We start from the raw sequence: 15,490 nt of genomic DNA, 5'->3' as shown, positions 1-15,490 counted from the left end.
CTGCCGGATCATCTAACCCAATGCCTCTTGCCGTTGGGTTTTGCAAAATGATGGGTACAGAATGATCCGACGCTCGAATCGTTTTCTTGTTTCGAGTCGTGCAATGAGGTTTATCATTGTGTACTCATCGTTCTGTGATTTCTTTCCCTCCGCGACCTCGCACGGCATTGTTACATGTATCGACGACTCGTCCGTTTTTGGCGACGACTTCCGCTAAATCGCCAACTGCTGATTTCGGTCAACTCGTTCTTGCTGGTGATCGTTGGGCTCTACCTGTTCTTGAATTATCAGACGCGGATCTCGCGTGAGATGGCACAAAAGCGAGTATCACTCAGCGAAGAAGCGAAGACGCTGTACGAATCGATTCAGATCGTTGCTGGAAAACCAGAGAATCGCAGCGAACTTCAAGCCGATACAATTCAACGGCTGATTGACAGTGTCTGTGCTCGTATGAATATGGATGAATCGCCTGGTCACCATATCGCGGCCATATGGCAGGGCAAGGCATTCCAGGCGATTTCTCATGGTCATGCGTCGCCTGAAATGCTGTCTGCGATGAAATTTGCGTCCGGTCAGGGCGGTGAAGGTGTGCCTATGGCCGACGAGCTTGTCGTTGGTAGTTTTGGTGGGCCGGATTCAAGCGTGTATGTTTCGGAACAGCGTTCAAGTGTCATCCAAGCTGCACGTGAGACATTGGCGATGCAGTCGTTGGCTGTGCTTGCAGCGGTCGTATTTGCAGCCTTTATCGTCAACCTCGTGCTTCGCAAAGTTGTTTCAAAGCCCGTGAATCGATTGGTCGCAGCACTCAGGCTTGTCGCTGGTGGCAATTTGAGTGTGATCGCGGAAGGGAAGAGTTGCCGTGAACTGAACTATTTGGCAGACCAGATCAATTCGATGACTCGATCGCTGGACAAAGTCGAGCAAGATCGCCGAGTTCACATGGAAACGGCTCGCAAAATTCAAGAACATTTGTTGCCCAGGCACAACGGTTTGAACGGCTTGCAGGTCGCTGAGTTGTTTGAGCCAGCGGAAGCGATTGGCGGTGACTACTATGATGTCGTCCCACTTTCTGAACACCAATACTTACTTTGCTTGGCGGACGTCACTGGTCACGGTGTCCCAGCGGCAATGGCGGCTTCGGTCGTGAAAGCGTTGGTGCTCGAAGCGATTCAGTTCTCCAAAAGCCCTGCCGAGATTCTGACGCGGATCAACCGCCGCTACAACGAGATCATCATGCCAGGTTACATGACGACGATGGTTGTGATCGTTGTCGATACTAGGCAATCGACCGTGAGCTATGCCAATGCTGGGCACGAGCCGCCATTCCTGCAACCACCAAGCGGAGAAATTCGCCGTTTGCTCGAATCTGATTTAGTGCTCGGCGTCGAGAATGACGTGGTCTACGAGGAACAGGTTTTAGACGTGACACCAGGAACAAAGATTGTCGTCGTGTCTGACGGAGTGACAGAGATGTTCGACCCTGATGAGAACCAATTTGGTACCGAGCAAGTTGTAAGGGTGATCGAGAAGACAAGCGGAGAATCTGTCGACCGAGTGATTGCAGCGTTCGCCGAAAGTTTTCAGGAGTTTCGGCAGGGACGCGCACCGTTTGACGATACGACGCTCTTGGTCGCTGAGATTTCTTAGAGCGTGAGTTAACAAAGTGTTGGGTATAGAATGATTCCAACGCGGCATATTTTCAACATATAGGGAACTACGCCGCGATCAGTTTTGGTCGATCACCTTCGTAACGCCCAAGGTAAATGCCCCACGCTGATAAATGACGTGGATAGTACGCGACGCAGAACTTCCCAACACCGAAGAGCATCGATCGCCCTATGGTACGGAATCCCATTCGACGCACACTCCTCAAAGCTCGATGATTCGATGCTTCGGTCGTCATGACGAGTCGTAGGATGCGGCTCCCTGACATCCGACTCGAGATCCCTGACATCATTGCCCCGTAAAGCCGTTTGCCTCGGTACGGTGGCGACACATAAGCATTGAAGATGTACGCTGTGTGCGACGGCAACTTGAATGGCAACTGAGTGTTTGGATTTTCATCGTGATTAAACTCAGCCGGTACGTTGCCGGTTGCCAACCACGAGAAGGCGACGACCTGTTTGTTTTCGAGCACAACATAGCAATGGGCAATACTCTTCTGAATCAAGTCTATTAGATTGTCATCCAATAGTTCAGGGTTCTCCTGAATTATGGACGGCAAACGCGATGGCGTCACTTCTTCAAAGGTAAGCCCTTCAGATAGGGGAGTGACTTCTAGTTTGTCCAATTCGACCGCAAGAAAATGGCAGATATTGGCCGTCGCAATACGACGCATCGCGCGATAGGGTAGATAGCACATTTGCAACAAGGTATTCATCGATAAGCCCGCATGGAATGTTTGAGTAGCGATGAGTTCTTGTCGCCACCTGCAATTCTCTGTTTCAAGATGGTAACTGGAAGCACCAATGCGTTAGAAAAGATCTAGTGGCACGAACTTCCGCCACCACTTCGGCTGCTACCGCCACCACCGCATCCTCCACCGCCACATCCTCCACCGGACGAGCCGCCAGAGTCCGAATAACTCGCCGGCGACGGTTCGGAATAGACTTGCCGTGAAGGCGAGGGACTTCCATAGTCCTCTTCGAGCGTTGTTTCTCTGTTGTATTGAATGTTTTCCAGCTCTTGATTAACAAAACGATCGGCCGAGGCAATCGGCTCATTCTTTGCTCGCCACGGTAACCCAGCACATCCAACACTCGACATGAGCACGGCTGAAACGGCAGTGAAGATCGCAATTCGATTGGTTGTAGGTTTCATTTTGACTTCCTTGTCGGTTGGCGTTGAACGGAATTCATACCGTCGGCTAAGTGGTTATGTTTCTTTTCAACCGGGGACTTGCGTCCCCATTCGGGACAGTGATTATCGGAATGAATTCCGATCTACGGTTAATGGCACGACTGGCCTGAGCTACTTCCGCCTCCGCCACTTGATCGGCTTGCCGTTTTCGGGGCAGAGTAGGTTATCGGTGGGGGCGGTTCATTTTGAATCCTTTCTTGGTAAACCGACGCATATTGATCGACGTATTGCTGAGCACTCATCACTTCCGTGTCTTTCCTCCACCAAGGCAATTGGTTGCAGCCGACACTGGTGCAGAGCATCATGACTCCGGCGACGATTATGGCGATTCGATTGTATTTAGCTTTCACTGTGACATCCTTGTCAGTTGGCATAGAACGGAATCGACTCCGTAGTCTCATCTGAGATGGGTCGGAACAGGTTCGGATCTACTCGGTTGCAAAATGCCGGAATCAAATCCGACGTACAAAAAAAGGCAGGGGCGGCGTGATGCTTCGTCAGAGCCGAGGCACTGATTTGGCGAGGACACCGCCCCCGCGTAGGCACTGATTTGGGAGTTGGGAGTTGGTCTCTTTCACTCCTTCACTCCCAACTTACTTCATCACTGGCGATTGAACTCCTTGCTGGGCGAGAATCGCCAGATACTTTCCTGGCTCAGCTGCAATTTTCTTTGCACATCCAGGGCAGCAAATGTAGATTGCTTGACCATTTGCATTGACCTTGTAAGGGCCGCCCATTGCGTCGAGCGGTTCGTCCATCACGGGACAACGCTTCTGTGCTGCGATGTAAGGTGCGTCTTCAACACTCACCTTAAAAATACCAGGACGTACTTGCTCCGAATTCGCTGATACACTGGTTGGTTCACCCTTTCCTCCGCTGCCCTCGCCATAAACAAGTGCTAAATACTTGGCTGGTTCCGCTTGAACTTTCTTAACGCAGCCCTTACAGCATAAGAAAATCGGCTTGTCACCAACCATCACTTTCACGGGATCACCCATACTGCCGAGTGGTTCGTCCATCACAGGACACTTCGCTTGCTTCGCGATCAATGCTGCATCCGCCTGAGTCGATGTGGTCACCGTAATCTCTGGCCGTCCGCTCGCGTACTTCGCTGGATTGGATTTCACCGCGGCTACGCAACCGGCACAGCAAACGAAAACCTGTTGACCATTCACGTCCACTGCAACGGGATCCCCCATACTACCGAGCGGTTTCCCGCTAACTGGACAAATTTTTTGGCGAGAGATTGCAGCGGTAGCAAGCTGTAGCTCGTTTGCTGGAACCATCGCAATCTCTTGGAATTTCACACCTTGCCCACCGACTGCGGGAATACCTACCAATTGAACGTCGATTTCAATTTGGCGACCTGCGATCACGGAAAGGTTTACTGGAGCAACCAATGCACCTTTGCCGTCAGGCAGTAGATCGTAGCGATACCGTTTCGCATTGCCTTCGACACGAACCGATGCAGCACCACGGCCTTGGTCAACTGAAATGGTCTTGCCTGCTCGATCGTAGAAAAACAATGCAATACCGCCTGTCGCGACAACCGTTTCCAGTTGTACTCCTTCAGCTTGCCGTAGCGATCCTCCGTGTGGGCCACTCAGTGGCTGCGCTCTTTCGACCGCAGTAACTTGACCGGGCATCGTGTGCGAGTGGCCCTGAGCTTCATGCGAAGTCTGTGCAAATGCAAGCGTGGGAAAGATGATCGCGATCAAAGCGGCAATGGTAAATTTGGTTTTCATACTCGTTTCCTTAAAGTTGTAGCAGCGAAATTCATTTCGCCGTTCAGTAGAGGAGGCTAGCACTCTTCGCCCCTCGCGGGACTTCCATGTCGATGTCGGAATGAGTTCCGACCTACAGTTTGTTAGATGCTTTGGAAATTGGTTTCTTCACGGTAAATCAAAAAAGATTAGGCTGCGGTCATCACTTCCTCCTTTTCGCTGGTCGGCACGGCTTCGGTTCCTTCCCACAATGGATCGCTCATTCCAAACCGCATCTTCAATTCCAGATACGCAGAATAGAGCGTAGGAACGATAAACGACGTTAACGGCTCGACCAACATGCCGCCAAAGACCGGTATCGCCATCGCACGAGCCACATCGGCCCCTCGTCCTGTCGCGATCAACACAGGGATCAGTGCGGCCAGTGTTGTGACGGTTGTCATCATGCACGGGCGAATTCGTTTCAGTCCTGCTTCGTAAACCGTGTCGCGGATATCTTGGCCGCTATTGATTTTTCGCTTTTGCAAGAGCTGGTGAATGTAGGTCGCCATCACGACGCCATCGTCCACCGCCAAACCAAACAATGCAATGAAACCAACCCAAACGGCGGTGTTCAATTCGACGCCCATCCAAGCAACCAGGGTCATACCGCCGGCAAACGCTACGGGAATGCCTGAGAACACCGCGATTGCGATCGGTAAATTGCGGAACTCCATGTAGATCAAGAACAAGTTGATCAGAATCACGAACGGAATAATCCACAACAAGCGAAGATTCGCTTCAATCTGATTGCGAAAGCTTCCTACAGCTTCAAGCGAATAGCCTGGCGGTAGATTCAGGTGCAGTGGATTCGATGGCGGAAGAATTTGAGCCTGTCGTAGCTGTTCTTCAATCTTCGCGACCGACTCCAGGTCTCCCGCTGCACCATTAGTCGCAAAAGCAACATGAGCAACCAGTCGAGCGTTCTCACTATTGATCGCCCCTGGCCCCCATGTCGTTTCCAACGTCGCGAGTTCCTCAAGTGGCACAACAGCTCCGCTATGCGTCACGACCGGCAACCGGCTCAATTGGTCGATTCGTTCTCGCAAATCGCGATTGTAGCGAAGACGTACAGGGTATCGCTCACGACCTTCGACCGTCTTAATCAAATTCATGCCACCGAGTGCCGTTTCAATCACTTGGTTCACCATCGAAGCACTCATTCCGTAACGCGATGCTGCTTCACGATTGACGGTGAATTCGATATACGGTTTTCCGAGTACGATGTCCGGATTGACGGTGCCAGCGTTGATAAAGGGCGACTGCTTTAACTGCTTTGCCACGTCGACAGCGGCGTCAGCGAGCGTCTGCAAATCATCGCCATAGACACGAATCGCCATGGGAGCCTTAATGCCACTTTGCAGCATCACGACCCGGCCTTCGATCGGTTGCAGCGGCGATGCTGGCGTGACTCCCGGCAAGGTCGCGACACGGTTGATTTCATCCCAAACATCGCGTGGCGTGACTCCTTCTCGCCACTCGCTTTCGGGCTTGAGCATGATATATGTCTCGACCATCGCCGCCGGTGCCGGATCGAGTGCAGACTCAACTCGCCCGATCTTGCCCAGCACATCCTTGACTTCAGGGATTTGGCCAATCAAAACATCCTGGGTTTGCAGAACCTGCATCGCTTGTGAAAAGCTGGCGGCAGGATAAAACGTCGGCATATAGAACCAACTGCCTTCGTCCAGCGCGATCCAGTCATCACTTTGCAGTCCCGTGAAAACATGTTTCGCGTCGATGTAGCCAGGGAACTCGTTTAAGTCAGCACCGAAAAAGTTAGCTACTTTTTCAACGGGTTTCAGAACCGTTGGCATACCAAAATAGGCTCCGACGCCGAGTACCAACAACATTGCTGGAAAAGACAAAGCAAATGCTTTGTTGTTGAGTGCATGACGTAAACGTGCAGCGTAGATCCAGCGAACGAATCGGCTCGAAGGTATTTCCTCAATCGGTCGAATGCGTTCCTGCAGCAATTGCCATCCAGTGATAAATCCTCCGATGGCAGCGGTTGCAGTAATGATCCACTGTGACACGGAGAACATTTCGGCAAATCGGTCAGCCCAAAGATAATGAGCGGTTGCACCAAACAAAGCAGCCACTGCGATACCGCCCATCAAAGCGGTTCGTTTGCGATAGTTAGCACTTCGCAGCATCAGCCGGCTTAGAGCGGGAACGATTGTCACCGCAGTGATCATCGCCGCTGCAATTGCGAACGTCTTGGTGTACGCCAAAGGTGAAAACAGGCGATAATCGCGGCCCGTCAGGAAAAACACCGGCAGGAAGCTAACAATGGTCGTCGCAACTGCCGTCACGACTGCCGGAGCAACTTCGATCGTTGCTTCGTAAACGACTTCGGTCCGATTCCTGTTCTCGATCCTCTGTGTGTTACGCCCCGCTCCCACCTCATCTTCTTCCTCTTTCTCCCAATCAGCCAAATGCTGATAGATGTTCTCCGAAACAATAATTCCCATGTCGACCATCGTTCCAATCGCGATTGCGATCCCGGCCAACGACATGATGTTTGCCCCAACACCGACAAAGTGCATCGCAATGAACGACATCAACACGGCAGCGGGCAAACAAATCGCAACAACGAAGCTGCTGCGGATGTGCATTAGAAACAATAGAATGATGATTGCCGTAATGATAATTTCATCACGAAGTGCGTGTGTCAGCGTTGCGACTGTCTCGTCAATCAGGCCACTGCGATCATAAACGCCGTGAATTTTGACGCCTTTCAAAGCAGGCTCGATTTGAGCAATCTTTTCTTTCACGCGATCGATCACCACTCGCGGATTTTCGCCGAAACGCATCACCACCACGCCGCCAACGGCTTCCGTGCCGTTGTAATCGAGTGCCCCACGACGAAAGTCGGGACCGAGTTGTACGCGAGCGATATCACGGACATGCACTGGCACGCCATTACGCTGCAGGATGACTGTTTCTTCGATGTCCTTAATGACCTTTTCTTTTTCTCCATCGGTACCCAAGAATCCCTTGCCACGGACGATGTATTCCATCCCCGTTGATTCCACGGTTTTCGCACCCACATCTAAGTTGGATCCCTTGATCGCCATCGCCAACTGATCGAGCGGTATGTCGTGAAAGCGTAGTTTGTCAGGATCAACTTCAATTTGATATTGTCGAACGTAGCCTCCGATGGACGCCACTTCGCTGACACCTTCAACCGCTTGCAGTTCAAACTTCACGACGAAGTCTTGCAAGCTACGAAGCTCGGCCAGACTCATGCCGTCTTCAGGTGGCTGTAGGGTGTAATAGTAAACCTGCCCCAATCCGGTCGCATCGGGACCGAGTTGTGGCACCACGCCGTCAGGCAACTGAGAAGCCGCCGTACCAAGTTGCTCCGAGACACGGCTGCGAGCCCAGTAAAAGTCGATTTCATCCTTGAAGGTAACCTGGACAAAGCTGTAGCCGAACAAACTCTTGCCGCGAACCGACTCCGCACCTGGGACTGCCAAGAGTGAGACACTCAGTGGATAAGTGACTTGATCCTCGATGTCTTTCGGTGAACGTCCAGGCCACGGTGTGAGTACGATGACTTGATTTTCGCCGACATTGGGAATCGCATCGATGGGGACGGCTTGATAGGCGAACCAGCCACCGATCGATAGGACGATCGTCAGCAGTACAACTAGCCAAGGCTCTTTCACGCAAAAACGAATGACCATATTAAGCATTTTGCTTCTCCTAGTTTTGCGTACGTGCGATGGTGGGAACAGAATTGGAGGATGTGGCTAAGTCGCGGACAACCTCGCCACAACGGAGCATTTCTTCGCCCCAGTACGGATTTGCGAGTTCGCCACCTGGTTGCATCCAGTCACCCCCGCCACCAGGAACCATGGGGCAGTAAAAATGAGTTAGAGCCGTTGATGTTTTTGGACCTCGTGCCATGGTTGCTGTCTTCAGTAGTGCATGACTGACACCTCGAAACGCCTCGCGAGCCGTTTCCAAGGAACCATCCATACGAGTGGAAGCCAGACGAGCTACTCCAATCTGCTTTTGTGCCTCGTCGGGCACATCAGTTGACATCTCTAGCCGCGAAAGTCCATCGAGCATTGTGTTAAGCGCCACGGGTGGTGGGCTCATGTCAGCAGCCATGGCACATTGAATCTCAAAGTACGCGGCATAAGTTCGATCAAATTGTTCGGCCGCCGATCCCGCAAGCATCACAGGACTACGCTTGGGAAGTTCAAGCGGTCCAGGGGAAAAACTTGGGGCCTTCGACGGGTCCATCAGTGACGGGTTTCCGGCGAGCTGCATTTGCGAATCAATTAAGAAGTTGCCTGCCGTGGCAACCGTTTCTCCAGGAGCCAACCCCTCAATAATGACAGCGTCGGTATCGTTCATCGAGCCAACCGAGACACGGCGGATTTCAAATCGCCCAGGTTCCGTCTCGACGTAAATGACTCCGTTTTCACCCGTTAGCAGCACTGCATCGCGAGGCACCGTTACCACTCGTTGATCTGGCTGCGGCTTCGGTGCATAACCGAGCTCTCGTGTCGGTACCAAATCAAACCCACAAAGCGGACATTTTCCAGGCTCGTCCCGGATTACTTGTGGATGCATGGGGCTGATATACTTGCCCGAAAGCGCAGGATCGTAGACGTAGTCCGTTGGAATCGATGGAACTGTGATCCGGGCAGTCGCATAGTCGCCCGGACGTAACTTGCCGTCAAAATTCATTACCTCGACACGCACACGTACCGTTCGTGTTTTTGAGTCAACCGTCGGATCAATGAAAGCCACTCGCCCCGTAAAGACTTCACCTGGCATCGACTGAATTTCTGCTTCAACTTGTTGCCCAAAACGGACAAGGGAGGCATCGTCAGGGTACAAGTCCAACATCATCCAAACGGAACTAAGATCCGCAATTCGATAGATCTTTTGCCCCGTTTTCACGTAATCTCCTTCGACTGCGGTCTTTTCAATCACGGTTCCACTTTGTGGTGACTTGATGCGGATTCGTGACTGCGGCTTACCGGACTTTTTGAGCTGCGCGACTTGATCATCGGTCATCCCGAGTTCACTTAGGTTCTCACGAGCCATCGCACTTAGATCCAAATCGCCGACGCTGAATCGACCAACACTTGCGCTACTATCCAAACTGGATACGAATTCGGTTTGAGCCGTATAGAGCTGCGGGCTATAGATCATGGCCAGATCGCTTCCCTTTTCGACACGAACGCCAACATAGTCGGCGTACAGTTTTTCTAAACGACCGTCGATGTAAGCGGAGATCGTCGAGAGTCGACTCTCATCAAAATCGATTGAACCAATGGTACGAATCGTTCGCGTTGCACTGCCCATTTTTGACATGGCCGTTTGAATGCCAATCAATCGACGAGCTGACGCTTCAATCGTGACCGAGATACCATCACCACCACCGCCGCCGGTTGCCTCGACAAGCTCCATGGCACAAACCGGGCATCGCCCCGGCTCGGTGGACGGTGGCGTACACATCATGGGACAGATGTATCGTTTTGGTTCGCCAGCTTCGCTGGCTTCTCCGCTATGTGCGGCTGCGTCGTCACCACCGGCGCTAAATCCACCTGCCGTAATCCAATCGGTACGCTGAGCAACTCCGAGCATGACCAAGGCGACCGCAATCACAGCGATCACTGCTGCGGATTGAATCGCGACGCGAAGGAGCCAGCCGACGCCGCCAAGTTTTGATCCCGCCTCGGTCGGTACCGATGACGAGGTTTCCTGTGGTTCGGAGGCCTCGGTTACCGAAACGTCCTCCGCGCTGACAGCGTCTTGAAGCGGTTCATTCTCGACTGTTTCAACGACCTTCCTTGGCGTCTGCTTTGCAGAAGGCTGATCCACACCACCACTTGGGTCGATTGGCTTCGGAGCGGTGGGGCTCGGGTTGATTGGTTGTTTTGTCTCGTCAGGCGTATTTGAGTTTTCGTTGGGTTTCATCGTTTACTCTTTCAAACGTAGCAGCGGGAATAGATGCGCCGATCGAATGCGAAATTCTGATTGATTGTGATTTGATAAACACAGTGATTGAAGAAAGTGACAAGGTCGGCGATGGCTTGGGGAGTCGCATCGCCGACCCGTCACTTGCCTCCAGGCTGTGGTTCTTTTAGTGGGTCCTAGAACGGAGTTCATCCGTTACCTTGAAGTCCTGATAGGGACGGCAGCGCAATGCTGGTGGCGAGACATTCACATAGTGGTGGTTTCTTGCCGCCAATAACTGAATGTTTGCAACCGCACCTACGGAGCTACATGACGATTTGCTTTCAGCTGGCGACTGACGTCCCCGGGCAGAGAGCTATCGTCCCTATCGGGACTAATTTCTTTTGCAATCCACGTCAAGCAGATGCCCAAAAGCGCGCAGCGTGCGCGCAGAGAAACGACGTCGTTAGAGACGCCAGATACAGAGCTGACGTTGAGAGAATCGTGGCGGAACCAACTCACCTGCAAGGCGATGAGCGATAGCCAGGGAAAGACGCTCACTGGTATCGAATGCATCGGTGCATACGAACGCAATCGCAACACTATTGCGAACTTGCGTGTCTGGGCGGCTCGGAGCCGTACTGCCCAATGGCGGCGACTCCTGCCCACATAAACAACGCGAACGAAGCTCGGGAGCTATCGCAACTTCTTTCGTTTTCGCTTGTTCGCCGTCGATGGCGTCAGCTTCTTCAATTGACGCAGTCGAGATCACGATCACCTCGACGGTGACAGCCAGATCGCAATCACTAGGCTGCTGGTCCGTTATCTCATTCGATTGGGATTGACAACAACCGCCTTCGCCGTCCCCACCACAGCAACCACAAAGACCACCAGGCTCAGTGACGCGACAACAGTCACATCCGGCACATTGGTAAGTCTTCTCCCCAGCCGCACAGCATACCGAACCGGAAGAACAGTTGCCCTCAGCAGCTAGCGCAACCATCGGCTGAACCGTCAAAGCGACGATCAGCGAAAGATTAACGACGATGCGAATTAGAGGGAAGTTAAACACGTTATGTTTCCGATGTTGTGTATACCCAGGGCTGGTATGCTTGGTATATCGGTGATCCGGCGAAAAAGTTCAAGCCTAATATGCCACCTAACCCGAATTTCTTCTGCAGTATAGCTTAACGGAGTGAGAGCATCATGCGACCGGCTCAATCAAAAAAACGTCAAAATCAACTGAAACGGCACCTTTTAGCAGCATCGTTAGTTGCCGCATCTTCCGTTGGCTGCTCAATGCCAGCAAGGCAGCGATCACCCTTGGCGGTAAATCGCGACGCCAGCCCCACGGAGCAGGCTCCACTGAGTATCGCCGCCGATGCTGTTGCTCCAGGCGTCGTTGATTCGCCGGTATCCGTCGGAAATCAAGAGGTGCAGCCGGTCGTCTACAATGATAACGTAGTTTTGGCGGCCCCAACCTTCTCTGCGCTGTTGGCTGCAGTCGACGAGGAGGAGACGGGAGAAGACAAGGACGACGACGAGAATAACAAAAAGAGCGATTCAAAATCGGATGATGCCCAATCCGATGAAGCTGCTGCGACTGTTCCGCCACCAGTCGTCGGGGCTCAGCAACCCGTTGAGTACTTTCTCTCGATCGCGTTAACCCAGCATCCACAAATTGCGGCTGCCCGTCAAAGAGTTGCGGCAGCGACGTACGTGATCCCCCAGGTTACCGCTTTACCAGATCCTGTTTTTACGAACCAATTCTGGCCAATCCAAGATCAAGCCCTGCAAACCGCCGGCGGTCGAGTTGGCCACCAAATGGCATTGTCGCAGGGTGTCCCTTGGCCCGAAAAACTGCGGACCAAAGGAGCGATCGCCAGCCGAGAAGTTCAAATGGCGCAAGCCGAAGTCGACCGGATCGAACGAGAGATCACCGAGTCGGTGCGGTTGGCATACTACGAAGTTTGGTTTGCCGATCGAGCAATCGAGATCATCGAGGAAACACGAGACTTGATCGAGGATCTGACCAAGGTTGCGGAAGCAAGATACCGAAGTGGCGGTACGCAGCAGGACGTTTTGCGAGCACAGCTCGAATCGGACCGGCTTGACGATCAATTGGTCGTCCTAACAAGACAGAAAGAAGTAGCCCAAGCGAACCTCGCCACTCTACTTCAGCAACCGATATCACTTCTGCCACAAGCGACAAAGGAATTGGGCTTGACGAATGTGCCCGAACAACTCGATGCACTTGTCAACTTAGCTGAGCAATGCAACCCTGAGCTTCGCGGACTGACCTGGGAAATCCAACGTGATCGCCAAAAAGAGAAATTGGCTTGCTTACAGAAGTATCCTGATCTTCAAGTTGGACTTAACTATTCGATCATTAACGATAACGTCAACGTAATTAGTCCTGTGGCCAATGGCCACGACAACATCAGTTTTACCGTAGGAACAACACTTCCAATTTGGCGAGACAAGATCAACGCTGGCATTCGTGAAGCAGCTTTTCGGCGCAGCAGTACGACTGAACGGCTGGAAGCACAGCGGGATTCCATCTATGGTCGGTTGCGAGGTTTGCTAGCCGAAGCGGACGCCTTGGTTGAGCAAACGGAAATCTACGAAGACCGAATTGTGCCTCGCACCGAAGACACCTTAAAGCTTGCGATCGCGGACTACCGAGGAAAACGAACTGACTTCTTCACCTTGATCGAAACATATCGGCAACTTCTGGCGTACGAAACCCAACTCGCACGATTCAAGGCATCGTTAGCCGGAACGGTAGCGAAAATAGACCGAACCGTTGGATGCCCTTAGGAAAGTGAAGGAGTTTGGGAGTGAAGGAGTCTGGGAGAATCATCAGACTCCTTCACTCCCAACCAAGTTTCAACAACTCCTCTCGGAGCTCCTTTCTGGCGCGATTCAACCTTGAGCCCACTGTTCCTTCGGGGATTTCTAATGCGTGGGCAATCTCGTTGTACGAAAGACCTTGCTCTTCCTTCAGCGATAGAATCGCTCGCAACTCGGGATCGAGCCGAGATAGCCCCATCTCTAACATCTCAATATCTTCGGATTTCAGACGACGGTCCGGGGCGGTGGAAACTGGCTCTGACACGATCGGCTCAAGCGTTTGTCGTTTCCTCTTTCGGATGAACTGTAACGCTTCGTTAGTCGCTAAACGGTACAGCCAAGTCTCCAATTTCGATTCGCCGCTGAATTGGTCCAGCTTGCGAAACATCTGCATAAAGACCTGTTGAGTTACGTCGTCCGCATCTTGTTGCCCCACCATCCGAACCATCAACGAATAGACACGGTCGCTGCACAACTCGTAAATCTCTTGCATCGCAGCACGATCACCCGCCGCGCAACCACGAATCAACTCACTGGTGACAGCGGCATCAGGAAGCCCGAAACGATCTGGTTTCGAGCCGTCGTCTTCGCGAGGGTTTAAGTTGTTCATAATGCGGCCCGTTAGATTATCATACCCATCGCGGGTATCAAGTGGGCACTGTCTTGACTCGGCGTCCATCACGCTACCTCCGTGGCAGGTTGCCCCAATCGGTTCCCATCAAGCCCCGCGTAGCTACCGTCGTCTGGCGATGGAATATCACGCAGATTCGGTGCAGTAAAACGAAGGGTGCGTGTTTGATCGTTCACCAATCGCGTTTCTATTATCTCGCTTAATTCGCCTACATCATCACCATAGTCAAGTAGCCATCCGAGTTCCAAGAATTTTGCCATCGCACGATCACGAGCATCGCAAAATGGCTTGTAGATCCAAACGCAGCAGGTCCGGTCGGTCAGTTGTAGCTTCTTGGTCATCAGCCATCCACTCTGGTCCGGCAGTGTTGCATTGGCAATCAGCAGCGAGGGAGCCTGCATGAGAGCTGCATTCACAGCACTCCATCCAGTCTTCGCTCGAATGACTCGATAACCACTCTTGATCAAGCTAGTTGCAATTTGGAAATAGATCGCATCCGATGGCTCGACGATTAAGGCAGTACGATCGTAGTCGCTGGCGGGCGTAGTGTTTTGTTGGATCATATTGATTCCCTTCCATGAAAACCGCTGCGTGCGGGTTGGTTTGTAAGCGTTGTGGCAAAGAGTCAAGCTAAACACGTCGGTCGGAATTCGCTGCGAAACGCAGTTTGCGACACAGATATCGGATACGACTACGAGTGACGCAGTGAATCCGTCCTACAAAGAGATAGCCCGTATAGAATTCGGGCCAGTTTTAGAAGCGACTACAACCGGAAACGGCACAGTCGGACGCAGCGTTGTGCACTGCTAATGACATCAAGACCGACATCACTTTTCAGGATGATTGGGCACGCAGGCTTAATGGCGAATAGAAAAGGGACTTCAACGACTGCGATGACGCCCCCATCATCGGACGGCAAACTGCCAACCACTGGCTCCAACGCTGGCGGAACCTTTTGTTGACTGCATCCACAAGGACATTTGCAAGGTTTTGATGTGGATTTCGAGTTGGGGAATGTTTTTAAACAACATGAACCCACCGAATTGTTGTCGCCAGCACAGCAGCTTGCCTCAGCCTGTGAACAGCAGCAACAAAACTGCCCAGCCCGAGTCTGTGACGTTTGACTTCCAACATCGTGCCCCGACCGACAGCAGCAAGGAGCCGCCAACGATGGTTGCGCGACGAGCAATAGCATTGCCAGTAGTGCAAGGGGTTTCGATAAATGGAGATACAAACTCGTCATGACTCAGCAATGGCCAAAAATGGAACCAGTCCGCCAAAGGGCAAAATCGCTATCGGCTCAATGATAAGCAGAAATCCAAAGTGATGCCAACCCCGTTGGGAATTGACAACACTCTTCCACACTTCAGAACACGCGATCCATGTTCACTGCCAACCTCTTAGCGATAGCTACGCTCACCAGAGTGTGGCCGTTCAGAATCCACCGTCTTGGCGACTG

At 52.3% G+C, this 15,490-nt stretch carries 11 protein-coding genes; 2 read left to right on the top strand and 9 right to left on the bottom strand.

Annotated elements, in window-relative coordinates:
* Positions 1 to 174: 174 nt before the first annotated feature.
* A complete protein-coding gene (locus tag Poly41_RS10830) occupies positions 175 to 1,647 on the top strand; it encodes a PP2C family protein-serine/threonine phosphatase (RefSeq protein WP_146526217.1) in 1,473 nt (490 codons plus the stop codon).
* Between the two features lie 67 nt (positions 1,648 to 1,714).
* Here Poly41_RS10830 and Poly41_RS10825 read toward each other — a convergent pair whose 3' ends face one another.
* From Poly41_RS10825 to Poly41_RS10795, 7 genes are all read right to left on the bottom strand, one after another.
* Positions 1,715 to 2,380, bottom strand: a complete 666-nt coding sequence (locus Poly41_RS10825; RefSeq protein WP_146526216.1) for a GNAT family N-acetyltransferase — start codon at positions 2,378 to 2,380, stop codon at positions 1,715 to 1,717.
* A gap of 104 nt (positions 2,381 to 2,484) precedes the next feature.
* Complete coding sequence (locus Poly41_RS33935; protein WP_197231212.1) at positions 2,485 to 2,820, bottom strand: hypothetical protein; 336 nt, start codon at positions 2,818 to 2,820, stop codon at positions 2,485 to 2,487.
* Between the two features lie 128 nt (positions 2,821 to 2,948).
* Positions 2,949 to 3,209 (bottom strand): hypothetical protein, encoded by a 261-nt coding sequence (locus Poly41_RS10815; protein ID WP_146526215.1) that lies wholly within the window; start codon positions 3,207 to 3,209, stop codon positions 2,949 to 2,951.
* Positions 3,210 to 3,452: 243 nt separating this feature from the next.
* A complete protein-coding gene (locus Poly41_RS34825) occupies positions 3,453 to 4,604 on the bottom strand; it encodes a hypothetical protein (protein WP_231615579.1) in 1,152 nt (383 codons plus the stop codon).
* A gap of 167 nt (positions 4,605 to 4,771) precedes the next feature.
* The gene (locus Poly41_RS10805) at positions 4,772 to 8,323 is read right to left on the bottom strand and encodes an efflux RND transporter permease subunit (protein WP_146526214.1); all 3,552 of its coding nucleotides are present in this window, start codon (positions 8,321 to 8,323) and stop codon (positions 4,772 to 4,774) included.
* A 10-nt stretch (positions 8,324 to 8,333) separates the two neighbouring features.
* The gene (locus Poly41_RS10800) at positions 8,334 to 10,235 is read right to left on the bottom strand and encodes an efflux RND transporter periplasmic adaptor subunit (protein WP_390621420.1); all 1,902 of its coding nucleotides are present in this window, start codon (positions 10,233 to 10,235) and stop codon (positions 8,334 to 8,336) included.
* A gap of 778 nt (positions 10,236 to 11,013) precedes the next feature.
* Positions 11,014 to 11,619: a membrane or secreted protein gene (locus tag Poly41_RS10795; RefSeq protein WP_146526212.1), complete on the bottom strand. Its 606-nt coding sequence runs from the start codon at positions 11,617 to 11,619 to the stop codon at positions 11,014 to 11,016.
* A gap of 227 nt (positions 11,620 to 11,846) precedes the next feature.
* On the opposite strand from Poly41_RS10795, the gene Poly41_RS10790 reads away from it, so the two are divergent.
* Positions 11,847 to 13,367 (top strand): TolC family protein, encoded by a 1,521-nt coding sequence (locus Poly41_RS10790; protein ID WP_231615578.1) that lies wholly within the window; start codon positions 11,847 to 11,849, stop codon positions 13,365 to 13,367.
* Between the two features lie 52 nt (positions 13,368 to 13,419).
* Here Poly41_RS10790 and Poly41_RS10785 read toward each other — a convergent pair whose 3' ends face one another.
* Positions 13,420 to 14,010, bottom strand: coding sequence for an RNA polymerase sigma factor (locus tag Poly41_RS10785; RefSeq protein ID WP_146526210.1), 591 nt, complete (start codon positions 14,008 to 14,010; stop codon positions 13,420 to 13,422).
* A gap of 68 nt (positions 14,011 to 14,078) precedes the next feature.
* Positions 14,079 to 14,594 carry a response regulator transcription factor gene (locus tag Poly41_RS10780; RefSeq protein WP_146526209.1) on the bottom strand — a complete coding sequence of 172 codons (516 nt, stop codon included), beginning with the start codon at positions 14,592 to 14,594 and terminating at the stop codon, positions 14,079 to 14,081.
* Positions 14,595 to 15,490: the final 896 nt, after the last annotated feature.

Origin of the sequence: Novipirellula artificiosorum (assembly GCF_007860135.1) — a bacterium.
Lineage (GTDB): Bacteria > Planctomycetota > Planctomycetia > Pirellulales > Pirellulaceae > Novipirellula_A > Novipirellula_A artificiosorum.
Note: the sequence above shows the minus strand (reverse complement) of the source record. Positions and strands in the feature narration are given on the sequence as shown.